At 68.6% G+C, this 24,919-nt stretch carries 25 protein-coding genes and 1 pseudogene; 11 read left to right on the plus strand and 15 right to left on the minus strand.

Features of this window, described 5'->3' with window-relative positions; translation table 11 throughout:
• Positions 1-42 precede the first annotated feature (42 nt).
• From IEZ21_RS43605 to IEZ21_RS43620, 4 genes are read right to left on the minus strand one after another with little or no spacing between them, the layout of a single operon-like run.
• Entirely contained in the window at positions 43-1,365 is a 1,323-nt protein-coding gene (locus IEZ21_RS43605) for an NADH-quinone oxidoreductase subunit D (RefSeq protein ID WP_189327346.1), read from the minus strand.
• Positions 1,362-2,111 (minus strand): NADH-quinone oxidoreductase subunit C, encoded by a 750-nt coding sequence (locus IEZ21_RS43610; protein ID WP_189327347.1) that lies wholly within the window; start codon positions 2,109-2,111, stop codon positions 1,362-1,364. The genes IEZ21_RS43605 and IEZ21_RS43610 overlap by 4 nt, the downstream gene beginning before the upstream one ends.
• Positions 2,108-2,662 (minus strand): NuoB/complex I 20 kDa subunit family protein, encoded by a 555-nt coding sequence (locus IEZ21_RS43615; RefSeq protein ID WP_010041554.1) that lies wholly within the window; start codon positions 2,660-2,662, stop codon positions 2,108-2,110. Before IEZ21_RS43615 ends, IEZ21_RS43610 begins: the two co-directional genes overlap by 4 nt.
• Before the next feature lie 32 nt (positions 2,663-2,694).
• The gene (locus tag IEZ21_RS43620; protein ID WP_033319564.1) at positions 2,695-3,054 is read right to left on the minus strand and encodes an NADH-quinone oxidoreductase subunit A; all 360 of its coding nucleotides are present in this window, start codon (positions 3,052-3,054) and stop codon (positions 2,695-2,697) included.
• An 813-nt stretch (positions 3,055-3,867) separates the two neighbouring features.
• Here IEZ21_RS43620 and IEZ21_RS43625 point away from each other — a divergent pair.
• The gene (locus tag IEZ21_RS43625; protein ID WP_189327348.1) at positions 3,868-4,713 is read left to right on the plus strand and encodes a C40 family peptidase; all 846 of its coding nucleotides are present in this window, start codon (positions 3,868-3,870) and stop codon (positions 4,711-4,713) included.
• A 91-nt stretch (positions 4,714-4,804) separates the two neighbouring features.
• Here IEZ21_RS43625 and IEZ21_RS43630 read toward each other — a convergent pair whose 3' ends face one another.
• Entirely contained in the window at positions 4,805-6,109 is a 1,305-nt protein-coding gene (locus IEZ21_RS43630) for a geranylgeranyl reductase family protein (protein ID WP_189327349.1), read from the minus strand.
• 98 nt (positions 6,110-6,207) lie between these two features.
• On the opposite strand from IEZ21_RS43630, the gene IEZ21_RS43635 reads away from it, so the two are divergent.
• Both IEZ21_RS43635 and IEZ21_RS43640 read left to right on the plus strand, forming a co-directional pair.
• Complete coding sequence (locus tag IEZ21_RS43635) at positions 6,208-6,714, plus strand: GNAT family N-acetyltransferase (protein WP_189327350.1); 507 nt, start codon at positions 6,208-6,210, stop codon at positions 6,712-6,714.
• Between the two features lie 160 nt (positions 6,715-6,874).
• Positions 6,875-7,186, plus strand: coding sequence for a PASTA domain-containing protein (locus tag IEZ21_RS43640; protein WP_189327351.1), 312 nt, complete (start codon positions 6,875-6,877; stop codon positions 7,184-7,186).
• Positions 7,187-7,316: 130 nt separating this feature from the next.
• On the opposite strand, the gene IEZ21_RS43645 is transcribed toward IEZ21_RS43640, so the two are convergent.
• The 5 genes from IEZ21_RS43645 to IEZ21_RS43665 all read right to left on the minus strand — a co-directional run bounded on the left by IEZ21_RS43645 (position 7,317) and on the right by IEZ21_RS43665 (position 12,327).
• Complete coding sequence (locus IEZ21_RS43645) at positions 7,317-8,012, minus strand: demethylmenaquinone methyltransferase (RefSeq protein ID WP_189327352.1); 696 nt, start codon at positions 8,010-8,012, stop codon at positions 7,317-7,319.
• A 164-nt stretch (positions 8,013-8,176) separates the two neighbouring features.
• A complete protein-coding gene (locus tag IEZ21_RS43650; RefSeq protein WP_373302373.1) occupies positions 8,177-9,430 on the minus strand; it encodes an ABC transporter permease in 1,254 nt (417 codons plus the stop codon).
• A gap of 176 nt (positions 9,431-9,606) precedes the next feature.
• The gene (locus tag IEZ21_RS43655) at positions 9,607-10,317 is read right to left on the minus strand and encodes an ABC transporter ATP-binding protein (RefSeq protein ID WP_189327353.1); all 711 of its coding nucleotides are present in this window, start codon (positions 10,315-10,317) and stop codon (positions 9,607-9,609) included.
• Positions 10,314-11,852, minus strand: a complete 1,539-nt coding sequence (locus IEZ21_RS43660; RefSeq protein ID WP_246568811.1) for an efflux RND transporter periplasmic adaptor subunit — start codon at positions 11,850-11,852, stop codon at positions 10,314-10,316. The genes IEZ21_RS43655 and IEZ21_RS43660 overlap by 4 nt, the downstream gene beginning before the upstream one ends.
• Positions 11,839-12,327, minus strand: a complete 489-nt coding sequence (locus tag IEZ21_RS43665; RefSeq protein ID WP_189327354.1) for a hypothetical protein — start codon at positions 12,325-12,327, stop codon at positions 11,839-11,841. The genes IEZ21_RS43660 and IEZ21_RS43665 overlap by 14 nt, the downstream gene beginning before the upstream one ends.
• 190 nt (positions 12,328-12,517) lie before the next feature.
• Here IEZ21_RS43665 and IEZ21_RS43670 point away from each other — a divergent pair, with 190 nt between their 5' ends.
• The 4 genes from IEZ21_RS43670 (at position 12,518) to IEZ21_RS43685 (ending at position 15,598) form a co-directional block, all read left to right on the plus strand.
• A complete protein-coding gene (locus IEZ21_RS43670) occupies positions 12,518-12,940 on the plus strand; it encodes a hypothetical protein (protein ID WP_189327355.1) in 423 nt (140 codons plus the stop codon).
• Positions 12,941-12,987: 47 nt separating this feature from the next.
• Positions 12,988-13,968 carry a hypothetical protein gene (locus IEZ21_RS43675; protein WP_189327356.1) on the plus strand — a complete coding sequence of 327 codons (981 nt, stop codon included), beginning with the start codon at positions 12,988-12,990 and terminating at the stop codon, positions 13,966-13,968.
• Positions 13,969-14,078: 110 nt separating this feature from the next.
• Complete coding sequence (locus IEZ21_RS43680; RefSeq protein ID WP_189327357.1) at positions 14,079-14,351, plus strand: LuxR C-terminal-related transcriptional regulator; 273 nt, start codon at positions 14,079-14,081, stop codon at positions 14,349-14,351.
• A 167-nt stretch (positions 14,352-14,518) separates the two neighbouring features.
• Complete coding sequence (locus IEZ21_RS43685) at positions 14,519-15,598, plus strand: chitinase (RefSeq protein WP_189327358.1); 1,080 nt, start codon at positions 14,519-14,521, stop codon at positions 15,596-15,598.
• Between the two features lie 18 nt (positions 15,599-15,616).
• On the opposite strand, the gene IEZ21_RS43690 is transcribed toward IEZ21_RS43685, so the two are convergent.
• The 4 genes from IEZ21_RS43690 to IEZ21_RS43705 form a co-directional block, all read right to left on the minus strand.
• Entirely contained in the window at positions 15,617-16,069 is a 453-nt protein-coding gene (locus tag IEZ21_RS43690; protein ID WP_189327359.1) for an imidazolonepropionase-like domain-containing protein, read from the minus strand.
• Positions 16,070-16,076: 7 nt separating this feature from the next.
• Positions 16,077-17,276 carry a cyclic dehypoxanthinyl futalosine synthase gene (gene mqnC, locus IEZ21_RS43695; RefSeq protein WP_189327360.1) on the minus strand — a complete coding sequence of 400 codons (1,200 nt, stop codon included), beginning with the start codon at positions 17,274-17,276 and terminating at the stop codon, positions 16,077-16,079.
• Between the two features lie 119 nt (positions 17,277-17,395).
• Entirely contained in the window at positions 17,396-18,112 is a 717-nt protein-coding gene (locus IEZ21_RS43700; protein ID WP_246568813.1) for a prepilin peptidase, read from the minus strand.
• Between the two features lie 113 nt (positions 18,113-18,225).
• A complete protein-coding gene (locus IEZ21_RS43705) occupies positions 18,226-21,210 on the minus strand; it encodes a BTAD domain-containing putative transcriptional regulator (protein ID WP_189327361.1) in 2,985 nt (994 codons plus the stop codon).
• Between the two features lie 328 nt (positions 21,211-21,538).
• On the opposite strand from IEZ21_RS43705, the gene IEZ21_RS43710 reads away from it, so the two are divergent.
• The 3 genes from IEZ21_RS43710 (at position 21,539) to IEZ21_RS43720 (ending at position 23,918) form a co-directional block, all read left to right on the plus strand.
• The gene (locus tag IEZ21_RS43710; RefSeq protein WP_189327362.1) at positions 21,539-22,180 is read left to right on the plus strand and encodes a hypothetical protein; all 642 of its coding nucleotides are present in this window, start codon (positions 21,539-21,541) and stop codon (positions 22,178-22,180) included.
• Positions 22,181-22,182: 2 nt separating this feature from the next.
• Positions 22,183-23,250 carry a hypothetical protein gene (locus IEZ21_RS43715; protein WP_189327363.1) on the plus strand — a complete coding sequence of 356 codons (1,068 nt, stop codon included), beginning with the start codon at positions 22,183-22,185 and terminating at the stop codon, positions 23,248-23,250.
• Between the two features lie 113 nt (positions 23,251-23,363).
• On the plus strand, positions 23,364-23,918 hold the full coding sequence (locus IEZ21_RS43720; RefSeq protein ID WP_189327364.1) for an SUKH-4 family immunity protein: 555 nt from the start codon (positions 23,364-23,366) through the stop codon (positions 23,916-23,918).
• 194 nt (positions 23,919-24,112) lie between these two features.
• Here the strand turns inward: IEZ21_RS43720 and IEZ21_RS43725 are convergent, their stop codons facing one another.
• Positions 24,113-24,526 (minus strand): ATP-binding protein, encoded by a 414-nt coding sequence (locus tag IEZ21_RS43725; protein ID WP_189327365.1) that lies wholly within the window; start codon positions 24,524-24,526, stop codon positions 24,113-24,115.
• A gap of 238 nt (positions 24,527-24,764) precedes the next feature.
• Between IEZ21_RS43725 and IEZ21_RS43730 the strand changes: the two are divergent.
• Positions 24,765-24,869, plus strand: a pseudogene (locus IEZ21_RS43730) (transcriptional regulator); the annotation flags it as partial.
• Positions 24,870-24,919 lie beyond the last annotated feature (50 nt).

Raw genomic sequence — 24,919 nt, forward strand, 5'->3', positions numbered from 1 at the left:
TGACGCCCTGTGCCTGTACGCCCTGCTCGGAAGGAGTGGTGGTCACCGGTCGACGCCTCCCATCACGGGGTCGATGGACGCGACGGCGACGATGACGTCGGCGACCTGGCCGCCCTCGCACATCGCCGCCATGGCCTGCAGATTGGTGAAGGACGGGTCGCGGTAGTGGACCCGGTAGGGGCGGGTGCCGCCGTCGGACACGGCATGCACCCCGAGTTCGCCCTTGGGCGACTCGACGGCGGCGTACGCCTGGCCGGGCGGGACCCTGAAGCCCTCGGTCACCAGCTTGAAGTGGTGGATCAGGGCCTCCATGGAGGTGCCCATGATCTGCTTGATGTGGTCGAGGGAGTTGCCCAGGCCGTCCGGGCCGAGGGCCAGCTGTGCGGGCCAGGCGATCTTCTTGTCGGCGACCATGACCGGCCCGGGCTCCAGCCGGTCCAGGCACTGCTCGATGATCCGCAGCGACTGGCGCATCTCCTCCAGGCGGATCAGGAAGCGCCCGTACGCGTCGCAGGTGTCGGCGGTCGGGACGTCGAAGTCGTACGTCTCGTAGCCGCAGTACGGCTGCGCCTTGCGCAGGTCGTGCGGGAGGCCGGCCGAGCGGAGGATCGGGCCGGTGGCACCGAGGGCCATGCAGCCGGCCAGGTCGAGGTAGCCGATGTCCTGCATACGGGCCTTGAAGACGGGGTTCCCGGTGGCGAGCTTGTCGTACTCGGGAAGGTTCTTCTTCATCTTCTTCACGAACTCGCGGATCTGGTCCACCGCGCCCGGCGGCAGGTCCTGGGCGAGGCCGCCGGGCCGGATGTACGCGTGGTTCATGCGCAGGCCGGTGATCAACTCGTAGATGTCGAGAACGAGTTCACGATCACGGAAGCCGTAGATCATGATCGTGGTGGCGCCGAGTTCCATGCCGCCGGTGGCGATGCACACCAGGTGCGAGGAGAGCCGGTTCAGCTCCATCAGGAGCACGCGGATGATGGAGGCGCGGTCGGGGACCTGGTCCTCGATGCCGAGGAGCTTCTCGACGGCGAGGCAGTACCCGGTCTCGTTGAAGAACGAGGTCAGGTAGTCCATGCGCGTCACGAAGGTCGTGCCCTGTGTCCACGTGCGGAACTCGAGGTTCTTCTCGATGCCGGTGTGCAGATAACCGATTCCGCAGCGGGCCTCGGTGACCGTCTCGCCGTCGATCTCCAGGATCAGCCGGAGCACGCCGTGGGTGGACGGATGCTGCGGGCCCATGTTGACGACGATGCGCTCGTCGTCGGCCCGGGCCGCGGTCTGGACGACCTCGTCCCAGTCGCCACCAGTGACGGTGTAGACGGTGCCCTCGGTGGTTTCGCGGGCAGCTGCTGACTGCGTGCTCATGAGTAGGACCTCCGCTGGTCCGGAGCCGGGATCTGGGCGCCCTTGTACTCGACGGGGATGCCGCCGAGGGGGTAGTCCTTGCGCTGCGGGAAGCCCTGCCAGTCGTCCGGCATCATGATCCGTGTCAGGGCCGGGTGGCCGTCGAAGACGATGCCGAAGAAGTCGTACGTCTCGCGCTCGTGCCAGTCGTTCGTCGGATAGACGGAGACCAGGGACGGGATGTGCGGCTCACTGTCCGGAGCACTGACTTCGAGGCGGATCAGCCGGTTGTGGGTGATCGAGCGCAGGTGGTAGACGGCGTGCAGCTCGCGGCCCTTGTCGCCGGGGTAGTGGACCCCGCTCACCCCCGTGCACAGCTCGAAGCGGAGCGCCGGGTCGTCGCGCAGGGTCTGCGCGACACGGACCAGGTGCTCGCGTTCGATGTGGAAGGTGATCTCGTCGCGGTCGACGATCGTCTTCTCGATGGCGTTCTCGGGGACGAGTCCCTGTTCCTCCAGGGCGCCCTCCAGTTCGTCGGCGACCTCGTCGAACCAGCCGCCGTACGGGCGGCCGGCGGGCCCGGGCAGCCGGACAGAGCGGACCAGGCCGCCGTAGCCGGAGGTGTCGCCGCCGTTGTTGGCGCCGAACATGCCGCGCTGGACGCGGATCTCCTCGCCCTGGTCGCCGCGCTGGCCGGGGAGGTTGGAAGCGGCCAGGTCCTTCTCGGGGTTGACCCCGTTGCTGCCTTTGTCGTTCGCGTCGCTCACCGCAGCAGGCCCTTCATCTCGATGGTGGGGAGCGCCTTGAGCGCCGCTTCCTCCGCCTCGCGGGCCGCCTCCTCGGCGTTCACGCCGAGCTTCGAGGTCTGGATCTTCTGGTGCAGCTTGAGAATCGCGTCCATCAGCATCTCGGGCCGTGGCGGACAGCCGGGCAGATAGATGTCGACAGGGACGATGTGATCGACGCCCTGCACGATCGCGTAGTTGTTGAACATCCCTCCCGACGACGCGCAGACCCCCATGGAGATCACCCACTTGGGGTTCGGCATCTGGTCATAGACCTGCCGCAGCACCGGCGCCATCTTCTGGCTGACACGTCCGGCGACGATCATCAGGTCGGCCTGGCGCGGTGAGCCGCGGAAGACCTCCATGCCGAAGCGCGCCAGGTCGTAGCGGCCGGCGCCGGTCGTCATCATCTCGATGGCGCAGCAGGCGAGGCCGAAGGTGGCGGGAAAGACGGATGACTTGCGCACCCACCCAGCGGCCTGCTCGACGGTGGTCAGCAGAAAACCGCTCGGCAGCTTTTCTTCCAGTCCCATGCTCAGTGGCTCCTCTGTCCCCTATCCGGGGTTCAGTCCCATTCCAGGCCGCCGCGCCGCCATACGTACGCGTACGCGACGAAGACGGTGAGCACGAAGAGCAGCATCTCCACGAGCCCGAATACCCCAAGGGCGTCGAAGGTGACGGCCCAGGGATAGAGGAAGACGATCTCGATATCGAAAATGATGAAGAGCATCGCCGTCAGGTAGTACTTGATGGGGAACCGCCCGCCGCCGGCCGGCGTGGGGGTCGGCTCGATACCGCACTCGTAAGCCTCGAGCTTGGCCCGGTTGTACCGCTTTGGACCGATAAGCGTGGCCATGACCACGGAGAAGATCGCAAAGCCTGCCCCGAGGGCTCCCAGTACGAGGATGGGCGCATACGCGTTCACCGCTCCTCGCTCCTCTCAGTCGGCATTGACTGCTTGCGGGGGTCCCCCCGGCCGGAGGCTGGGGAGGTTCGTCGGACTTCGCCCGCCCCACGAAGCTCACAGGCTCCGTCAGCTTCCCGAGACTCACAAGCCCCGTGCGGCTTCACGAAGATCGCGTACATGTGAAGCAGGTCACAAGCCCAACTGCCACGCATCTTATGCCCGCCGGTCTGTGATCTGCGACACGGGGTACGACAACGCCTTTGTGATCTCCACCACCTGGCGATCGATCATGAAGTCGGAGGCGCAGTGACCTTCGCTCAGGAGGCGTCCGAGTGATCACCAGAAGTGACAATTTCGCTCGTTAACGCAGGTCCAGCAGTGCGGCCCATTACCAAGAGGCTGCAGCCACAAGCAAATTGGCGCTGGACACCAACGCTTGCTAGAGGAGCTCGTTCACACCTCGGGGGGAGTTGGGCCACCGGTGTGGACAGACGGGAGTGCGTGCATCCGTTCACGAACGGAACACGAACTTGAGATCCGACTGAGACACAAGAGTTGTCGCGGATCCGGCTGGCGTGTGCGACGCATCCGCCACAGCGGCCGCTCCGTGACCTGCGTCACACTCGAGGCCGGTGCGCACAAACGGGGCTTGGCCATCGGCCTCAACGAATGGTAGGCGGCGGGCAATTCGGACGTAATGCGAAAAGGCCTTGTTCAGGAGCCCGGTGGGCGGTGTCCGCTATGCCCGATACGGCGTCAATAAAGAACGCCGCGCCCGGGATTTTGGCGGCCCATTGAACAACTGTGGCGCACCACACGTTTCTTGAAGATATGGAGGAGCCCCTGATACCGGTTGGACTCATGTCCCACACCGCTCACATACGCAGCCACCGGAAACCCCGGCCTCGCAGCAGTTCGACGCTCGCGATGCGCGCCGGAGTTGCCGGTGGCGTCCTCAGCACCCTGGCAGTGGGGGCTGCGGCCGGATCGGCGAACGCGGCCGAGCCCGTGACCCAGACGATCGAACTGCCCACGCTCACGGCGGACCTGTCCGCCACCGTGGCCGAGTCCGCAGCTGCCACCCAGCAGGCCGCCGCCGACTACGAGCTGCTGGCCGAGCGTGACGCGGCCGCCGCCAAGGCGGCCAAGCAGGCCAAGGCCGACCTCGCCGACGCGAAGAAGAAGGCGGAGGCCAAGAAGAAGGCCGAGGCCGAGCGCAAGGCCGCCGCGGAGACCGCCGCCTCACGGGCCTCCGAGCGGACCACCCTGACCGCCTCCGCGCCCTCGAGCTCCACCGAGACCGATGTCCCGGCCCCGGCGAGCGGCAGCGTCGGTACGGTCATCAGCTTCCTCAAGGCACAGGTCGGCGACGCCTACGTCATGGGCGCCACGGGTCCCGACTCCTGGGACTGCTCCAGCCTGGTCCAGGCCGCGTTCAAGCAGGTCGGCGTCGACCTGCCGCGCGTCTCGCAGGACCAGTCGACGGTCGGGACCGACGTCCCGCTGTCCGACATCCAGGTCGGCGACATCCTGTACTGGGGTGGCAAGGGCTCGGCGTACCACACGGGTGTCTACATCGGCGGGGGCAAGTACCTGGACGCCGCGAACCCCGGCAAGGGCGTCGTCATCCAGGACCTGTCGGGCTACCCGGCGAGCGGCGCTGTGCGCGTCCTCTGACCCTCCGGTCACGCTGCTGAAGGGCCGCCTCCCCAGCGGGGGAAGCGGCCCTTAGACGCGCGCTCAGCCAGCCTCCCGGCCGGCCTCGGAGTTACGCCTTCGGGGCCACCTTGCTCAGCCCGTTGATGATGCGGTCCATCGCGTCGCCGCCCGTCGGGTCGGTCAGGTTGGCGAGCATCTTCAGCGTGAACTTCATCAGCACGGGGTGCGTCAGTCCGCGCTGCGTCGCGATCTTCATGACCTTCGGGTTGCCGATGAGCTTCACGAAGGCGCGCCCGAGGTTGTAGTAGCCGCCGTAGGTGTCCTTGAGGACCTTCGGGTAGCGCTGGAGGGCGAGTTCACGCTGGGCGGGGGTCGACCGGGCGTGCGCCTGGACGATGACGTCGGCGGCGATCTGGCCGGACTCCATGGCGTACGCGATGCCCTCGCCGTTGAAGGGGTTCACCATGCCGCCCGCGTCGCCGACGAGCAACAGGCCCTTGGTGTAGTGCGGTTGGCGGTTGAAGGCCATGGGGAGGGCGGCGCCGCGGATCGGGATCGTCATGTTGTCCGGGGTGTAGCCCCACTCCTCCGGCATCGACGCGCACCAGGCCTTCAGGACCTCACGCCAGTCCAGCTCCTTGAAGGAGGAAGAGGTGTTGAGGACGCCCAGGCCGACGTTCGAAGTGCCGTCCCCCATGCCGAAGATCCAGCCGTAGCCGGGCAGCAGCCGGTCCTCGCCCGGACCGCGCCGGTCCCACAGCTCCAGCCACGACTCCAGGTAGTCGTCCTCATGGCGCGGGGACGTGAAGTACGTACGCACCGCGACGCCCATCGGCCGGTCGTCGCGCCGATGCAGACCCATGGCGAGGGACAGCCGTGTCGAGTTGCCGTCGGCCGCCACGACCAGCGGGGCGTGGAAGGTGACTTCGCGCTTCTCCTTCGAGTCGACGTCACCGAGCTTCGCGTGCACGCCCGTGATGCGACCCGTGCGGTCGTCGATGATCGGAGCGCCCACATTGCAGCGCTCGTACAGCCGCGCGCCCGCCTTCTGCGCCTGCCGCGCCAGCTGCTCGTCGAAGTCGTCCCGCTTCCGTACGAGTCCGTAGTCGGGGTAGGCGGCGAGATCCGGCCAGTCCAGCTGGAGGCGGACACCGCCGCCGATGATGCGCAGCCCCTTGTTCCGCAGCCAGCCCGCCTCCTCGGAGATGTCGATGCCCATCGAGACGAGCTGCTTGGTCGCGCGGGGCGTCAGCCCGTCGCCGCAGACCTTTTCGCGCGGAAACGCGGTCTTCTCAAGGAGCAGGACGTCGAGTCCGGCCTTCGCGAGGTAGTACGCGGTGGTGGAACCGGCTGGCCCGGCCCCGACGACGATCACATCGGCGGTGTGTTCGGAGAGGGGCTGGGACTCGGTCACGGCGGGGTCTCCCCAAGACTCGAAATCAACGTGCCGACGGGCACTGGACATGGGCAGTCTATTCAGCGGTACTGATCACCCTGCTGAAGGGCCGCTCCATGAACCGACCTTCCCCCGTGGTACGACTGCGCGTCCCCACCGACGAGGACGCGATCGCCTGGCACCGGATCTTCGACGACCCGGACGTGATGGAGTTCCACGGCGGAAAGCCGGCCGAGCTGTCCGTCTACGAGGAGTTGACCGCGCGGCAGCGCCGGCACGACGCCGAGTACGGCTTCTGCTTCTGGACCATGCTCGACGAGAAGGACGACGTCATCGGCTTCACGGGCGCCCAGCCGTGGCCGCACGCCTGGGGTCCGAAGGGCGAGATCGAGATCGGGTGGCGGCTCGGACGGGCGTACTGGGGCAAGGGGTACGTGACCGCGGCGGCGTGGAGCACGCTCGACCGGCTGCGGGCGGCGGGCGTCACCAGCGCGGTGGCGATGGTCAACTCCCGCAACGAACGCTCCATCGCGGTGACCAGACGCCTCGGTATGACCCTCGCCGAGAGGTTCACCTCACCGGCCTCGCAGCAGATGGGCCACTGCTACCGGCTGGACCTCTGAGCTGTCAGAGCCGTCTGAGCCGGTGACGCCTGCCGGGTCGGCCTCCGCGACCGGGTGGCCGGGTGACGCCTTGCCGGCGGCGCCCGGCTTCCGGCGGCGGGCGGCAGGGCTTACTCTTCCGGTACCGCTGGGGGTGACGTCTGTGCGTAAACCACCCGATGTGCGTGTACCGCGGCTCGTCGGTCTGATGGCCGTGGACGCGCGCGAGACGGCCGAGGCACGTGGCGTGATGCTCGCCGCGCCCGACCGGCCCGACTTCCATCTGACCGTCGTCGACTACGTCGTACGCCAGTACCCGCTGCCCGGCACCGCGGTGCCACGCGGTGCCGTCGTCACCGTGTGGTTCGACTTCGGTGAGGGAGAAGGCGGCGGGGGCGCGGGGGTGAGGGAGCCGCGGCTCCCTCACCCGCCGGCGGGGGGCTTGTACCGCGAACTCGATGAACCGGGTGACCCGTTCGAGGTCCTCAGGTGACAAGCGCTCCGCGGGTAAGGCGGTTTCGGAGCTGCGGGTTCGTCGTGGCTGGTCGCGCAGTTCCCCGCGCCCCTAAAGGAAGGCCTGCGGCCTCCTTTAGGGGCGCGGTGCAGCACCGAATTTCGCCCGCTCAGCTCTGCTTGAAGCCCCTGTGCAGCGTCACGATCCCGCCCGTGAGATTTCGCCAGGCCACCTTCGACCAGCCGGCCTTGCGCAGGCGCTCCGCCAGTGCGGGCTGGTCGGGCCAGGCGCGGATGGACTCGGCGAGGTAGACGTACGCGTCGGGGTTGGAGGACACCGCCCTCGCGACCGGCGGCAGCGCGCGCATCAGGTACTCCGTGTATACGGTACGGAAGGGCGCCCAAGTCGGGTGCGAGAACTCGCAGATCACCACGCGTCCGCCCGGCCTGGTCACCCGGTACAGCTCGCGCAGCGCCGCGTCCGTGTCCTGTACGTTCCGCAGGCCGAAGGAGATCGTCACCGCGTCGAAGGTGTCGTCCTTGAAGGGCAGCCTCGTCGCGTCGCCCGCCGTCAGCGGCAGCCAGGGGTGGTTCCTCTTGCCGACCTTGAGCATCCCGAGCGAGAAGTCGCACGGCACGACGTACGCCCCCGTCCGTACGAAGGGCAGGGACGAGGTGGCCGTACCCGCCGCCAGGTCCAGCACCTTCTGCGCGGGCCGCGCGTCCACCGCCCTCGCGACCTCCTTGCGCCACCGCCGGTCCTGGCCGAGCGACAGCACGTCGTTCGTCAGGTCGTACCGTTCCGCCACGTCGTCGAACATCGAGGCGACTTCGTGCGGCTGCTTGTTCAGGGAAGCGCGGGTCACGGGCCCATTGTGGCAGCCGAGGACAGAGCCGGGACGCCCGGCCTGCCCGGCCCGGATGACCGGGTCCGGTCGCCGGTCCGGACCGCCAGTCCCGGCCCGTCCTGATCACCAGTCCCGGTAGCCCGTCCGGATCACCGGGTCCCATCACCGGACCGCGGCACCCTTCAGCGCCGTAGTGCCTCCACCGGCTGGATGCCCGAGGCCCGCCACGCCGGGTAGAGCCCCGCCACGACACCGGTGACCAGCCCGATCACCGGGGCCGCCGCGACCGTGGCCGGGTGGACCACGGGTGTCCAGTCCCGGGCCACGGCGACGCATACGACGGTCACGGTGCCCAGCGAGGTGCCGACCAGTCCGCCGAGCGCCCCGAGAGCCCCCGACTCCGCGAGGAACTGCGCGGAGACGTGCCGTCGCCGGGCTCCCAGTGCCCGCCTCAGCCCGATCTCCGCAGTCCGTTCCAGCACCGCCACCAGGGTGGTGTTGGCGATCCCGACCGCGCCGATCGCCAGGCAGATGCCCGCGAGCAGCAGGAACAACTGGTCCAGATCGCCGCCCACCCCACTGCGGAGCGTCCGGGGATCGGGCGGCGGGACGGCCTTGACGTACTCGGGGTGATCGGGCCTGAGCGCGGTGGGTGCCTCATGGGCGATCTGCCGGGCCGCCCCGAGGTCGGTGGCGATCAGCATGCTCGCGGCACCGGCCTCGGGCTCGCCCCAGATCCGTTCCGCGGTGGTGCGCGGCACCACGACGGACATCAACAGGTCGGCCTTGCGTTCGGTGTCGGCGATGATGCCGGTGACGGTGAACGGCTGGTCACCGATGAAGACGGCGGGCCGTGTCTCGAGCGTCGTGATGCCGAGTCGCGCGGCGGCGCCCTCGCCGATGACCGCGACCGGCTGCGCGGTGCGCGTCGCGTACTCGTCGTAGAGCCTGCCCTGGGCGAGGGTGGGGACGGCCGCTTCCAGGACGCCGGGGGACGCCGCTGTCACGTCGACGGGCTCGCCGCCGCCGTCCCCCACCGGGGCGGAGCGCACCACGGTGCCGGGTGCCAGCCGCACCGGCCAGTACACGCCCGCGTGCCGTACGCCGCCCAGCTGCTCGATCCGCCTGTCCGCGTCCGCAGGAAAGGCCGGGCCGGCGAACTCGTTCTGTTCCCGCGCGATGTCCTGGAGCGTCACCTCGGTCGCGGTGAGGGCGTTGAAGCGCGCGTCGATCTGCGAGGAGGTGGTGGCGGTCAGACCGAGCACCGCGACGAACGTGCCGACGCCCAGCACCGTACCGAGCGCGGTGAGCGCGGACCGGGCGGGCCGCTGGAGCATTCCTGCCAGGGCTTCGGAGAGCAAGTCGCGCGGGTGCAGCCGGCTGGGCTGCACCTCGGCCGGACGGCTGCGCCTGAGCGCTCCGCTGGCTGTGTCGATATGCGGCTCCGCCGCGGGGCCGCGATGTGCCGTCGATCGTCTGCGGCGCCATCGTGGCTGTTCGCGCCCACGCGGCGGAGCCGCATATGTCACAGCCCCGCGCCCCTTCGGGGCGCGGCCGAACCACAACGGACTTCGCCCAGCCTGCTTGGCGCGGGCCTGAGCGAGGCGGCGCCTCACGCGGACCTCTCCGTCACTGCACCGTCCCGCACGAACCTCTCGGTCAGCACCCCGTCCCGGATCGCCACCGTACGGCGTCCGCAGGCGGCCACCTCCGGATCGTGGGTGATCACCACGATCGTCATGCCGTCGTCGTTCAGCTCGCGCAGCAGCCGCAGTACGGTCGCGGCGTTGCCGGTGTCCAGGTTCCCGGTGGGTTCGTCGCACAAGAGCAGTGCCGGGCGGGCCACGAGCGCCCGGGCAATGGCGACGCGCTGCCGTTCGCCGCCGGACAGCCGGGTGGGCGGCGCGTCGACACGGTGGCCGAGGCCGACCCTGATCAGCGCCTCGCGGGCCCGCCGGTCGCGCTCGGCGCGGGGGATGCCGTTGTAGACCATGGCCAGCAGGACGTTCTCCCGTGCGGAACGGTGCGGCAGCAGATGGAAGGACTGGAAAACGAAGCCGATACGCCGACCGCGCAGGGCCGTGCGTTCCTGCTCCCGGAGCGTGCCGATGTCGATGCCGTCGAGGAGGTACGTCCCCGCCGTCGGGGCGTCCAGCAGTCCCGCGATGTTCAGAAAGGTGGACTTGCCGGACCCGGAAGGTCCGGTCACGGAGACGAAGTCGCCCTGTTCCACGGTGAGTTCGCACGGCTTGAGCGCTTCCACGGGCGGCGGCCCCGGATAGGTCAGCGCCACCCCTCGGAACTCGATGACGGGCGCTGTCACCCCTCACCGCCCGTATCCGCCGCCCCACCCCGGATGCCCGTCACAACCCGGTCGCCCCGGGCCAGGGAACCGCCCCCGACCGGGGTCACGGCGACGAACCCGTCCCCGGAGGTACCGGGCCGTACCTCGACCCGGCGCTGCGTCCCCGACCTCTCCCGCACCGTCACGCTGGTCCGGCCGTCGGCACCGGAGGACAGCGCGGTCACCGGCACGACCAGCGCCTTTCCGTCGGTGGCGGCCGCCGCGACGGTGACCCGGACATCCTCGCCGGTGAGCCGGGCGTCCAGCGCCTTGTCGGGTACGACCTCCATGAGGTAGCCCTGCACTTCGCCACCCGCGCTGTCGGCCTCGCCCTCACCGCCGCCCTCGCCGCTCCCGGTCGCGGAGTTGCCGGTGTCCGGGGAGGTGGCGACGGACTTCACGCTGCCGCGCGCGGTCACCCCGCTGAGCTCCGAGAGGATCACGGCCGGCAGTCCGCTGCGTACGAGCCCTTTCTGATGCTCCATCACATGGGCCCGTACGACGAGTTTTCCTGCCGTGAGCGTCATGACGGTGCCCTCCACGACCGAGCCGACCGTGCCCTGCACCGCGCTCACCCGGGCCGGGAAGCCGCGCAGGTAGACGACTTCGCCCGCGGGCAGCATGGGACCCGAGGCCGCCCGTACGTCCGTGTACTCCCGCTGGGCCTTGGCCAGGTCCTCGCGAGCCCGCTCGAGCTCCCTTCCCGACGGCCGCAACGGCCGCACTTCCTTGTCGCTCCCCGAAGCTTCCCCGTCGTCCGCGGAAGCGCCGTCCTGTACGTCCTCCAGGGCGCGCCGCGCTGCCGACACCGCCTCCTGAGCCGCCTTCAGCGCTTCGCCGTCGTCGTCCAGGGCGGGCAGCGGGTCATAACCGACAGCCGCGTAGAACGCGCCGAGTGCGGCAGTCGTACCCGCCCCGAAGGTCCCCGCCGGGTCGCTGCCGGTGCCGTGTCCGAGCGACCGCAGCGCCTTCTGGAGCTGTGTCACGTCCTTCCCGGTGGAGCCGGGCTTCAGATCGCGGTAGACGGGGAGCGTGCCCGGCAGTACGAACACGGGTCGGCCGGAGACCTCCATCAGCAGCTTTCCGGGGCTGAGTTGCTGCCCCTCGCGCACGGCGATCCTGGTCACCACGGCCCGTCCGGCGCTCTCGTCTCCCGCCGGCTGCGGTGCCACCTCCACGCTCTGGCCCGCCGTCACCTTGCCCCGGACGATCACGGACGACTCCAGAACCCGGAAGTCCACCGGAGCCGTGAGCACATCGGGCTCCGGCGCCCCCGCGTCCGCCGCCACCTGCGCGGGCGACTTCACGAACGCGGCGGCTCCGACCCCCGCCCCGGCCAGCAGCACCGAGGCGAGCGCGATCAGCACGACGGCCCGGCGGCGCCCGGCGAGCCCGGTCCGGGGAGCGTGGGAAGCGGCCGGGGCCGATGCGGCCGGCATCTCCGGGAGTGACGCCTCGTCCTGGTTGTCCAGGCCCGCCGACTCACTTTCCACCACCGGCTCAGCCTCCAGCACGGCCCCCGCTGTCCTTCCCGGGCTCGCACTTGTCGCGGGCGGCGAGGTAGTCCGGGTCCTGTTGCTCTATCGCCCGGGTGAGGTCCTTGCTCGGCTTGGATTCACCCGTGGTCGGGTCGGGGTCGGGATAGGCCGGGAATCCGTTCTCGCGTACGCAGGCGGCGAACTTCCGCTCGCTCGCGAGGGTCTCCGAGTCGACGGCTGTGACCCCGTCCGGGAGCAGATCCGCGCACGCCCGCTCGGCCTTGCCGGCGACCGTCGCGTCGTACTTGTCCTTGTCGACTCGCAACTGCCCGTCGTCACGGTCCTCCAGGGCCACGCCCTGGTCCTGCAGACAGGTGTAGTACGCCTTCTGCTCACCGCTCATGCCCGGCGAGGCCGAATCCTTCGGTTCGTCGCCGGAGCCGCATCCGGTCAAAAGGGCCGCGAGGGCCAGGACCGCCGCGCCTGAGCGCAACGAGACAGCAATGGTCATGTGGGGGCTCCAGGGCACGCACGGTGGGATACAGCCGGAAAATACGGCGTCGCACATGTGTACGTCTACTGTCCCCAAGAACAGTAGACCTCCCCAACAGCCCTTGATCTACTGCCATTTGCCGACCTGGCCATGTTCCGGCCGACATCGGCGCACGCGATTCCAGCCATCTGCGAAGAAGGACGTGACCGTGAACAAGGAACACCGCACCGCCCGTCGCATCGCCGCCCTCGCCGTAACCGTCGCCGCCTTCGGCGGTTTCACGCTCGCGGCCACGGGTTCGGCGGCGGCCAACACACCACAGAACGGCACGCTGGAGAGTTCCGAGTTCGGCCTCTACTACAACTCGGGGCGTGTCGGCTGCGTCCACGACATGATGTACGACGACAGCACCTTCGGTAACAACAACTTCAAGGGCCCTGCCAGTTGCGCGGGACGCGGCGAGACGGTCAACGACAACACGGCGTCCTACCGCAACCGTTCGCTGCTCGACTACCAGGTGTGGACCGACAGGGACTTCGACGGAGCGAAGGGCGTCATTCCCTCCGGTTACGCCGGAAACGCCTCCAGCGACTTCAAGAACGAGATCTCCTCGGCCCGTTTCGGCGACTGAGTACCGAGTGAACCGAGTAACCGACCTACAGGTCTGAAGGATTCGACTTGCCCGCTCCGCACGGCCACAGCCGGACCGGCCTTCCGCTCCTCCTGCTCACCGCCCTCACCCTGAGCGGTTGTGCCGGTTCCGGCGCCGGCTCCTCCGACGACTCCGCTTCGGAGCCGACCGTGGCATCGACGCCCGTCAAGCTCCGTACCCAGGAACTCAAGTTCCCTCTGGACGCCTACGAGCGCTCCACCACGGAACAGCGGGTGCTCACCCGCGCCCAGCAGGTGCTCACCAACCGGTGCATGGCCCGCTACGGCTTCACCTTCCAGGCACCCGCCACCCCCGTGACGCCGGGCGATTCCGCCGACAACGCCCGCCGTTACGGGGTGTCCGACCCCGAAACCGCCGCCACGTACGGATACGCGAGGCCGGACAGTGCGGGCAGCACCCGGACTCCTCCCACGCAGCCCGAACTGAGCGGCACCGGCAAGCTCGTTCTGTACGGGCCCGACGGCGGGAAGCCGCAGGACCTGCCCGCCAGCCAGCAGGAGGCCGAGGCCGCCCAGCAGAAGGGCAAGGGCACCACCAAGGTCGAGGGCGAGGCGATCCCCGCGGGCGGCTGCATCCGCGAGTCGTTCCTGAAGCTGTACGCCCCGACCCCGGACAGCGTCGACGCGCTCTTCGTCTTCCAGCTCGTCAGCGAGGCACAGTCGAGGTCGCGTGAGGACTCGCGCGTCCGCAAGGTGTTCCAGCGGTGGTCGTCCTGCATGAAAGACAGCGGCTATACGGTGTCGAACCCGGCCGGAGTCGCCAGTCAGCTCGGGTTGCGGGACGACGAGCTGTCGTCGTCCCGGGCCGTCACCGCCGCCAAGGCCGATGTCGCGTGCAAGGAGAAGGTCAACCTGGTCGGCGTGACGTACGCGGTGGAATCCGCCTATCAGCGGCAGCTCATCGACAAGAATGCCGAAACTCTGCAATTGGTGCAGAAACAGGACGAAGATCGGCTTCGTTTCGCGGCGAGCCTTACTGGCGCGTAAATACGGGTATGCTGGGCGGCTCAACTGGCTGAAACCGGGGGGGTTCAGTTCACGTGCCAGAACTCTTGGAACCAAATCCGCCTCTTGGCCGGCGCACGGATGCCGAAGTAATGAGCCGGGCGGCCCGGCGCATCCCTGAACTGACCGACCAGGAGAGTGTCGTCTTCGCACTGCTGCACACCGCGCCGTCCACCCTGGACATCTCCAGGGAACTGAATATCTCCGAGCGGACCGCGAAATTCCACATCTCCAATATGCGCACCAAACTCGGCGGAATCTCCCGCTTACAGCTCTGCCTGCTTTCGGCACTCAGCCGCCTCGGCCAGCTGGACCGCCTCGACAAGCCCGACCTGATCGGCTGCGCGGCCACCCGCCAGTGCTGAGGCGCCCACCCGGCTGAAGCCGGGAGGTCCCCGCGCCCCTTACGGTGACGCCCTGTAAGGGGCGCGGCCCTGACATTGTGCGGCTCCGCCGCGTTCCGTGAATACCGGCCGCTTGTGAGACGTTGCCCGATCTCCGACGTACGTCACGGGAGAGAGGTGGATGCGCAATGAAAAGTCTCCTGAAACCGGCTGCCGGGCTCGTCTTCGCGACGGCGCTGACCTGTAGCGGGTGCTCCTCGGACCCGTCACCCTCGCAGGCGGCCCCCGCACTTCCGAGAACGCCCGCCTCCCCCACGGAGACCTCGCCGGAGCCCCCGTCGAAACCGCCGTCACAGTCGCCGCCGGAGACGTCCTTACCTGGCCCCTTGCCGAGTCCCGCGTACGCCCCGTACGTCAGCGCCACCGCGGCCTCCGACACCGAATCGGCGGGCTCCCCGTCGACGTACAACCTGGCCTTCGTGATCGCCGGCCGCGGCGGCTGCACTCCGACGTGGGGCAAGTACGACATCGGTAAGGCGTCGGTGCAGTCCAGGATCTCGGCGCTGAAGTCGTCCGGCAGCAGCGTGCGGGTCTCCTTCGGCGGCGCCTCCGGCAAGGAGCTCGCCACGACCTGCAAGAGCGTCTCCAAGCTGGCCGGCGCCTACGCGGCCGCGCTCGACGCCGCCGGTGCGACGGAGGCCGACTTCGACATCGAGGGCCCCCCGTTGTCCGACTCCAAGTCGGTCGCCGTGCGCTCCAAGGCGATCGCCCTGCTTCAGAAGCAGCGCCCCGAGGTCCGGGTGTCCTTCACGCTGCCCGTGATGCCGCACGGCCTCAACAAGGACAGCCTGGCCGTGCTGAAGTCCGCCAAAGCCGGCGGCGTGCGGGTCTCCACCGTCAACATCATGACGATGAACTACGGCAGTTCGTACGACGACGACATGGGCACCTACGCCATCAAGGCGGCCAAGGCGACCCACAAGCAGCTGAAGAAAGTCTTCGGCCTCTCGCCCGAGGCCGCCTGGAAGGCCCTCGCGCTCACCTCGATGATCGGCGTCAACGACGTCGACAACGAGACGTTCACGTTGTCCGACGCGGCCCAAGTCCGCTCGTTCGCCGAGGAGAAGGACGTGGCGTGGGTGTCGATGTGGGCGGCGGCCCGTGACCGGCAGTGCGCGCGCGGCAAGGCGAAGGCGAACGTCGCGCAGACCGACTGCAGCGGGATCAAGCAGCGTTCGGGCGCGTTCGCCGAAGCGTTCTCGGGCTGACCGCCGTCTGCCTGACTGCTATCTACGCCGATGCACCAGCCGCCCCGCGCAGACGGTCGCGACACACGCGCCGGTCTCGTCGAAGACGGCGAGGTCGGCGCGCCCGGTCTGCAGGACCGCGGGCCGTCGCACCGCGCTCGCGAGCACGACGACGTCGTTGCGCTCGGCGGCAGCCCGGAGCTCGGCCGTACCGGCGTACTCCTCCAGAACCGCCACAGCACCGAGCTTCAGCACCGCATGCACCCGTTCCCGAGGCGTCGGCGCCCCGGGCAGCGGCCCCTCGTGGACGAGGGCGGGCCCGAGAACCCCGGGCCACCGCCGTACGCGAGCGCCCGGGAAGCGTTCCTGGAGGTCCGCGAGCGAACCCGTCGCCGCGACCCGTGCCCCTTCCACCACGACGGCTCCGTCCTTGACCGGAGCGGGATCGTCCCAGGTGTGGCGGAGCTCGTCCGCGGCGTGAATCGTCAGCACAGGAAAGCTAGTTGGAGGCGAGGAGCTTCAACTCGGGATGGGCCGTCCCACCCGCGATCGCCGTGGACGAGATGTGCGACTGGACCCGCTCGTCGACGGGGTCGTTCGCCGGGTCGTCGTGCACGACGAGGTGCTCGTACGTCGTCGCCCGCTGGGCCGGTACGCGTCCCGCCTTGCGGATCAGGTCGATGATCTCCAGCCGGTTGGAGCGATGCTTGGCGCCGGCCGACGAGACGACGTTCTCCTCCAGCATGATCGAACCGAGGTCGTCCGCCCCGTAGTGCAGCGACAGCTGGCCGACCTCCTTGCCGGTGGTGAGCCACGACCCCTGGATATGGGCGATGTTGTCCATGAACAGCCGCGCGATGGCGATCATGCGCAGATACTCGAAGATCGTCGCCTGCGTACGGCCCTTGAGGTGGTTGTTCTCGGGCTGGTACGTGTACGGGATGAAGGCCCGGAAGCCACCCGTCCGGTCCTGTACGTCACGGATCATCCGCAGGTGCTCGATGCGCTCGGCGTTCGTCTCGCCCGTACCCATCAGCATCGTGGACGTGGACTCCACACCCAGCCGGTGGGCGGCCTCCATGATCTCCAGCCAGCGCTCACCGCTCTCCTTCAGCGGGGCGATCGCCTTGCGGGGCCGCGCGGGGAGGAGTTCCGCACCGGCGCCGGCGAAGGAGTCGAGCCCGGCGGCGTGAATCCGCGAAATGGCCTCTTCCGCACTCACCTTGGAGATACGGGCCATGTGCTCGACCTCCGAAGCCCCCAGGGAGTGGATGACGAGCTGCGGGTACGCGGCCTTGATGGCGGCGAAGTGCTCCTCGTAGTACTCGACGCCGTAGTCCGGGTGATGCCCGCCCTGGAACATGATCTGCGTACCGCCGAGCTCGACGGTCTCCGCGCAGCGCCGCAGGATGTCGTCCAGATCGCGCGTCCAGCCCTTGTCGGTGGCCTTCGGCGGCGCGTAGAAGGCGCAGAACTTGCAGGCCGTGACGCATACGTTCGTGTAGTTGATGTTGCGCTCGATGATGTACGTCGCGATGTGCTCCGTACCGGCGTACCGGCGGCGGCGTACGGCATCGGCGGCGGCGCCCAGCGCGTGCAGCGGGGCGTCCCGGTAGAGGTCGAGCGCCTCCTCCGGGGTGATCCGCCCACCCTCGGCGGCACGGTCGAGGACGGACTGAAGGTCGGCCTTCTCGGTCACCGCAGGGTCCCTTTCGGCAGGAGATAGGAAAGGCGCGAAGCGCTTCGAAATAAGGGTGGTGGTGGGAGACGGGTGGGCGGACTGATCCAGCGTACGCCAGACGATTGGATCACCCGACGTCAGGCGGCGAGCGCCCCGATGAGGGTGCCGACGAAGGCGCCGGAGATGAGGAAGGGTCCGTACGGCACCGCGGTCTTGCGCCCACCCTTGCGCGTAACGACGAGCCCGGCCGCGTAGAACCCCGCGAGAAAGAACCCGGCGAAGGCACCGAGGATCAGTACCCCCCACCCGTACCAGCCGAGGGCGGCCCCCAGCCAGAGCCCGACCTTCACATCCCCGAAGGCCACCCAGTTCGGATTGATGAGAAAACAGACGAAGAACCACCCGGCGTACGCGAGCCCGCCGAGCAGCGCGCGGGTCCAGTCACCGTGGTTCTCCGGCACCAGCGCCACGACCCCAAGCAGCCCCGGCACGGCGGCAGCCAGGGGCAGATTCACGACGTCGGGCAGCCGATGCACCGAGAAGTCCACAAGGGTCAGCAACACCCCAAAGGGCGCAACCAGCAGCCATACGCTCAGCTCAGGCCGAGTACCGGCGGCAGCGGCAAGAGCGGCACACACCAGCGCGGTGACGACGACAACGAGCGGCGTACTGGGCCCATACGCCCGCCCCGTACACCGAGCCCACCCCACCCAGCCGCGGATGTCATGCCCATCCGGACACTGCGCTCGCCACTCCTCCTCGGGCTCGACGGAGAGCCGATAGGCGGCGCGGGGCACAAACATCCCGGCGAGGCCGCCCCAGAGGGCGGCACCGAGGATCAACGCGAGTTCCACGAGAGGCTCCCTGCCACTACCGCATCGCTGTGGGCGAGCGATCCGCTACCGCTGTGGGCAGTCGTTCCGCAGGGCGGAACGGGTGGGCACAGCCACAAGCTCCGGGCAACTTGTCACCCAACAGCCGCAACACCACTCCGCCAAGAGGGCAGCAACTCATCCAACAAGGCCTCAGTCCGCGGCGGCAGCCCCCGAGCCCCACTCCGAGACACCAGGTCCGCCGCAAGCCTCTGAAGCCGCTCTTCGTCCCCCGTGGCATGAGTGGCCCGAAGCAACTCATGCCACAACCGCTCATCGCCCGGCGCGGAGCCGAGCGCCGCGTTCAGCGCCTCAATGGCCTTCCCCGCCCGGTTCTTCTCAAGATGGAACGCGGACAGCGCCAGCCCGATATCAGCGACGAGCAAGGGAAGCTGCGCATCGATGATCTCGTGAGTGAGCCACCCGTACCGCCCCGCGGGCCGCTCCGCCAGCAACGGCCCCCGCACCAACACCAGCGCATCGGTCAGCAGCCGCCCCCGCACAGCCCGGCTGTCGACCCCGCGCCCCTGAGTCGCCTCGTGGTACAGCGACCGCAGCACATCCAGGTCGGACACCACCGACTTCGCCAGCTTGAGCCGTCCCGTCGAGTCGGTGCCAAGTCGCGGCGTACTGTCCGGATCATTGCCCAGCCAGGCACGCAGCCGCTCGACCAGCGCGTCCCGCACATCCTCGGTGACCCCGCGGGGCCACAGCGCGGACGACAGCACCCGAGGATGCACGCCCTCCCGGTGCAGCAGCAACAACGCCAAGGCCTCGTGCAGCAGCGGACTGCGCTCACCGTCCGGCGTATCGAGGCCGATGATCTCGTACGGGCCGACGAGTCGCGCGTACACCGCCGGCCGCCCCTGCTCGCTGATGTCGACGAGGAACGGCGGGTCGGAGGCCGGACCGTTGTCCCCGCGCTCGGGATCCGCCTCGACGAACAGCTCGACGACGGCGCGCTGTTGGGCCACCGGCAGCAGCTGCGCGTCGAGTTCGAGCCCGAGGAGCGGCGCGAGGAGCTTGCCCTCGCCGGTGATCTCCATCTCCCAGGCGGCTCCGGGCAGATCGCCCGACTCCGTACCGACGAGATAGCCGATGCCCAACCGGCTTGCGTCGGAGGCGAGTTCGGCGAGCTTGACGGCGTCCTCGGCGGACGGTTCGGCGGCGAGGAGTACGAGGTGCGGGGCCCAACGGGTGTGCTGCGCGGGCCCCGTACGCCCGGTGAGGACGGAGTCGTGACCGGCGGCACCAAGCGCCCCGCGCCGCTGTCGGGTCTCCGCCTCCATGGTCTCGACGAGCGCCTCGATGTCGTCGAGGTGGCGCAGCCGGTTGGGCGCGAGGGGGGTGAGGTCCTGGCCGAAGCCGACGAGGGTGATCGTCATGCGGTCGGACCAGCCGTTGGTCGCCAACTCGGCGGCCACGGAGGCGAACACACCCGCCCGGTCCTCCTCGCTGCCGCTGAGCGAGACGATGCCGGGCACGGACTCCAGGTTGAGCAGCAGCCGCGAGTCATCCATCGTGCCGAGGCTGACGAGCCCGGGGTACGGGGCCGCCGTGTCGACGTCCTCGTACCGCTCGGCGTCCGCCCGTGACAGCATCCAGAACGTCTGGTCCTGCCCGAGCTGCCACGGCACGGGCGGCCTTCCGGCGGGCTGCGCCAGTTGCAGATGCAAATCTCCGTTGCTCATCCAGGCCGCGTACACGGTCGGCAACGGCCGCGACTCCTCCGCGAGCGCGGCGGCGAGCCCGCGCAGCGACCGGTCGAGGATTCGTACGCCCTCGGGGTCGGCCCCCACGAGCAACGCGTCCTGCACATCGGCGGCCGTACCGGTGGGCGTCGGCGGCTCCATCATGCCGCGCCGCCCGCCGACGGCACCGAGGGCCGACTGCCACAGCGCCTGCCGGCGCCGGCGCCCGAGGGCACCGAGGAGCCCGGCGGCGAGGAGGGGCGCGCCGAGAAGAGCCTGCGGCAGCCCGAAGCCGCCGTCGTCTCCGGCCTCGGCGGCGGGAGTGGCGTGCTCCTGCCCTTGCCGGCCCTGGCTTTGACTTTGGCTTTGCTGACCCTGGTCCGGGGCGGGCCGCTGCTCGGGAACGGTGATGCGAGCCGTGTCGTGATCAGCGGCCCCACTGCCGCCCTGTTGCTGCTGATGGTTGTCGCCCGTCCTGGAGTAGTCGGAGATCTGCTGCTGGACCTCCTTCGACACCTGCGGGGCCTCGTCGGGCATCTCGACGAGGTCGCCGCCGCGGGCGTCGCCGGGCATCTCCAGGATCCAGCCGGGCCGGATGAGACTGGCCTCGGAGAGCTTCGAACCGTCGGGCTGCGCGCGGTCCTTGTTGAGCTGGTAGATCTCCTTGTACCGCCGCCCGTCCCCGAGATGCCGCTCGGCGATCTCCCAGAGCGAGTCGTGATGGCGGCCCTCCGGCGGCTGGATCCGGTAGTACTTCGTGTCGCCGCTGTCGGCGGTGCGCCCGCTCTCGGCGGCGTGCGCGGCGTTCACGGCCTGCTCGGCCAGCGCGGCGGCGGCACTGGAGGCGGCCTGTTCCTGTTGTCCCAGCAGACCGACGGGCGTCTGCTGCGCCGCGGCGACGGTCGGCCGCTGGTTCTCCTGCAACTGCTGCCCCAGCTGCGAGAGTCCGGGCGCGAAGCTGGCCGCGGTCGCGCCGACCAGCAACAACGCGGCGACGAGCTGCCGCGCGAGCAACTGGCTCGGCCCGGCACCGGGCACCCGGTTCGGCACCCCGACACCGGACAGGGCGGCCTTCATCTCCACCAGCACGCACGCGGTGAACTGAGCCCAGGCAAACCAGACGAGGACGGTCAGCACGTTCAGAAACGTGCCGGCCGTGATCGGCTGCCGAAGCCAGTCCAGACTCGGACTCCCGCTGGGTAGCGGCCACCCCATCTGCGTGGCCAGCGCCCCGGGCACTCCCACCAAAAGGACAATCAGGGCAACAAAGGCAAAGAATGCCTTGATGAAATCCCCGAACGTACGCCTCCGTCGAGGCAAAGGCTGCGGCGTCCGATTCCGCGGACCCGGCGAACTGCCCGTCGAGCTGGAAGTGGTGCGTCGCGCCATGGCGGGTGTCCTGATGTCGTGTGTGGAGGGAGGAGTGCGGGAGTGTAGTGAGCCTACTGAGATCTTAAAGAGGGTGTCGAAGGTCGGGCAGTGGACGAGGGCTTTCGAGCCGACCGCTTCTTCGCCATCCGCCCCCTAAGCCCGACTTGCGCAACCGGTGGCCGACCGCACCACATCCGAGATGTGAGCCACTTCGCAACTGTCACGTCACACATCTCACGATCCCCACACAATCCCCCATCGCCGCTTCGATACACGCTACTTGCCCCTGATAGCTTCGTTCTCTGTTGCACACGCCAGAGACGCCTGACACAGGGGGAGTTCACCCGTGGCCCGCCGCTCCGTGCCCATAGCCGCCACGTTCGCCGCGACTGCGGCGCTGCTACTCACAGCTTGTGGTGAGGGTGATGAATCGTCTTCACCGGAGGACATCAAGGGGGCGGATACGGGATCGAGCAGCCCGTCGCCTTCGGCCTCCGCTTCCGCGGCGTCGGACGCGGAGCGACCTGCCATCAAGCTTCCGGAGAGCTTCCAGGCGAACTTCGAGGGCTGGACGAACAGCGACCCCGAGCTCCAGACCGTGCTCAATGACGGCAAGGAACGTCTCCGGGCTTCGTACGCCGCCATCATCGCCGGCGATCCCGAGGCCGACTCTCTGTCCTTCTACAGCGGGCAGGCGGCGATGAGCACCGGCTCCGCCTGGGTCAAGGGCTACAAGGGGCTGACAATCACCGGCGAAGTCAAGGTCTACGACCCAGAGGTGACCTATCTGGGCAAGAACAAGACGCGTGCCACGCTGTTCTACTGCGTCGACGAGAGCAAGGGCTACAGCAAGAACCTCAAGACGAGCGAGACCGCAGGAACCCCCGAGGGCGAGTCCCCAAAAGTGCAATACCGCACGAGCCTAGGAAAGGAAGCCAACGGCGTCTGGAAGACGATGACCGTCGAGACCGAACCGGGAGCGTGCTGATCATGCCCACTCCTCGCAAGGCTCTCGGAGGTCTGCTTGCTTCTGTGACGCTGACAGCGGCGCTGGCGCCATCACCGGCCCTCGCCCTCGGCGAGCCGGGACACGAAGGTGAGACGGGCGGCGACTCCGACGCCAACGGCAACATCTTCGCCTCTGCCACCCACTCCAGGATCAAGATCACCCAAGTCAGCGGCTCCACCGGAGGCAACAGCGGCAGCATCTCGTCGACGGACGTGAACTGGGAGCCGCCGCCCTGCTGGTATGAGCCCGTCTTCACTCCGGAACAGCTCAAGGAGTTCTCGGAAACGTCCGGCCAGGGATACGTCAGCCCTCACGTGTCCTGGTACGGCGAGGGGCTGTGGACGGACCACTACCGGGACGGTAAGGACGCCACCAACTGGAACGACGACGAGTTGTCCACCGCCAAGGGCTACGACAACTACAACCTCGGCCAGGACGGCTACTTCTGGCGCGGCGTCGCACCGGACACCGCCGACCCGGAGTCGTGGAACTGCGACCGCGTCATGTTCTGGCAGGACGCCGGCGAGATCCCCGACGTACCGAACACCCCCACGCCGCAGACCCTCGCCGAGTACGCCTACGACAAGGTGAAGGTCCCCGATACCGAGATCGAGCTGAAGCCGGAAGCCAAGTCCACGGTGAACCTGCCCACTTGGGTCTGGCTGGACAAGGGCACCTTCCAGGAGGTCGAGGTCCGCGCCGAGCTGCCCAACACCAACCTCTGGGCGGAGACGACCGCCAAGCCGGTCGCCCTCCACCTGGAGCCGGGTACCGAGGACGCCGAGACCTTCCCCGCCTCCGGCGACTGCGAGATCAACGACGACGGCTCCATCGGCACCCCGTACAGGACGGGCGACGGCGAGAAGACCCCACCGTGCGGCATCAGGTACCTGCGGGCCACCAACGGCGAACCGTACGAACTGTCCGCCTCGGTGACCTGGGAGATCACCTGGGAAGGCGCCGGAGGCACAGGCGGCGACCTCCCGAACGGCACCTTCGAAACGACCCAGGACATGAACGTCCAGGAAATCCAGTCGATCAACCGCTGACACACCCCGGCGAAGGCCGGGCAAGCCCGACCTCGCGCTGCCGCTCAGCGAACTCGAGAACCACGGAAGCCGGCTGTGTTCCATCACCACCGTCTACGACGCCCTCGACGACAATGAGCTTCGCTGTCACACCGGACGAACTCCTCAGCACGTTCGGCCTGTCGGGCGTCGTGTACTTTCCCCGCTACGAGTCCCCCGACAACCAACTCGACACACGAACCGCGGATTTCCTCAGCCAGGTCGGACTCCCGCACGACGAGTCATTCAAGTCCAAGGCCAGCGTCGGCCAGGACGAGTCGATCCTCCTGACCGAGTGGTTCCGACCCGAGGACGGAACCCTGCCCGAGGAATGCCACTCATGGCTCGTTCTCGGCTACTTCGCAGCCTCCCTCATCGCCCTTGCCCCCCACACCGGCAAGGTATACGAATTCGGCGAGGACGAACCCTTGAGCGCCTACACCCCGCTCCACCGCGACGTCGAATCTCTCGTGCATGCCCTGAACCTGTTCAAGAAATTCGACGAACACGAACGAGACGATGACGCCGACATCGAGGAGCAAGTCGAGCAACTGCGTGCACGTATTCGCGCTTTTGATGCGACGCCCTTCGAGGACGACCAGTCGCAGTGGAATCTCATCCTCGACGAGGTCATCGAAGGCATCTGGTAAGCCCCGTCGTGTTCTGTCGACCTGACGGTGATCGCGCGGCGGAGGACGTCGATCCACGCGATCGTCGAGGGCGGCGATTGTCGCTGGTACCGCTGACACACCCCGACGATGGCCGGGCCGTTCCGCACGAATCGAACGGCCCGGCCTTCGTCAGGGTGCTGCCGGTCACGGACTGGCCCGACGTGCTCAACGCCCTACGCGGCCCTCAAGTCGCACCACACGTATTTGCCCTTGTCACCGCCGCGCTTGAGCGGATGCCAGCCCCAGTCGTCGGCGCAAGCGCGGACGAGTTCGAGACCGCGCCCCGCCTCCGCGTCGACGGCGTACGCCAACTCCCGTGGAGGGGGCGGCGGTTCGGGGTCGGCGTCCCAAGCTTCGATGCGCAGGACTCCGTCCCGCCAGTGCAGCCGCAGGGACGCGGGCCCTTTCGTGTGTCGTACGGCGTTGGAGACGAGCTCGGTTACCAGCAGCTCGGCGACTTCGGTGAGCCGGATGAGTCCGTGGATGGTGAGGATCAGGCGCAAGGTGCGCCGGCAGACGGTGACCGCTCGGACGTCGTGCGGGATGTGGAGCGTGTACTCCCAGGGTTCGTCCGTGGGTTTGGGCATGCATGAACTCCATTTGGTGGAAGGGGAGTTGGAGAGAAGCGCAACGGTGGACGGGCGATGGCTCGGCCGCAGCCGTCACGGCATGACGGAGCGGTGCACTTTCGGAGCCCCGAGGTTCCGTTGCGTGTGCGACGCGTCACCGACGGTAGACCTCTAGATTTAGGTATCGCAAGTCGTTGTCGTAACCTGACGCCCGAACGAGTCACTCAGGCAGGCGAGTTGAACAGAGGAGCCCTGAATGGCGTTGCGGAGTCACCCGACTGCTCGGCAGCTGCGTCTAGGTGCCGAGCTGCGCAGGATGCGCGAGGCAGCAGGCATGACGGCACGGGAGACGGCCGCGCTTTGAACCGCTCCGGGTCTGATGGAGGCTCGATTCCCTGAGAGGATCGAGTC

This window comes from Streptomyces flaveus (assembly GCF_014647675.1).
Taxonomy (GTDB): Bacteria; Actinomycetota; Actinomycetes; order Streptomycetales; family Streptomycetaceae; genus Streptomyces; species Streptomyces flaveus.

Coding starts and splice junctions, on each gene's coding strand:
- IEZ21_RS43605 (WP_189327346.1), bottom strand. CDS start 1,365: ATGAGCACGCAGTCAGCAGCTGCCCGCGAAACCACCGAGGGCACCGTC.
- IEZ21_RS43615 (WP_010041554.1), bottom strand. CDS start 2,662: ATGGGACTGGAAGAAAAGCTGCCGAGCGGTTTTCTGCTGACCACCGTC.
- IEZ21_RS43625 (WP_189327348.1), top strand. CDS start 3,868: ATGGAGGAGCCCCTGATACCGGTTGGACTCATGTCCCACACCGCTCAC.
- IEZ21_RS43635 (WP_189327350.1), top strand. CDS start 6,208: ATGAACCGACCTTCCCCCGTGGTACGACTGCGCGTCCCCACCGACGAG.
- IEZ21_RS43665 (WP_189327354.1), bottom strand. CDS start 12,327: ATGACCATTGCTGTCTCGTTGCGCTCAGGCGCGGCGGTCCTGGCCCTC.
- IEZ21_RS43680 (WP_189327357.1), top strand. CDS start 14,079: ATGAGCCGGGCGGCCCGGCGCATCCCTGAACTGACCGACCAGGAGAGT.
- IEZ21_RS43685 (WP_189327358.1), top strand. CDS start 14,519: ATGAAAAGTCTCCTGAAACCGGCTGCCGGGCTCGTCTTCGCGACGGCG.
- IEZ21_RS43705 (WP_189327361.1), bottom strand. CDS start 21,210: ATGGCGCGACGCACCACTTCCAGCTCGACGGGCAGTTCGCCGGGTCCG.
- IEZ21_RS43715 (WP_189327363.1), top strand. CDS start 22,183: ATGCCCACTCCTCGCAAGGCTCTCGGAGGTCTGCTTGCTTCTGTGACG.
- IEZ21_RS43720 (WP_189327364.1), top strand. CDS start 23,364: ATGAGCTTCGCTGTCACACCGGACGAACTCCTCAGCACGTTCGGCCTG.
- IEZ21_RS43725 (WP_189327365.1), bottom strand. CDS start 24,526: ATGCCCAAACCCACGGACGAACCCTGGGAGTACACGCTCCACATCCCG.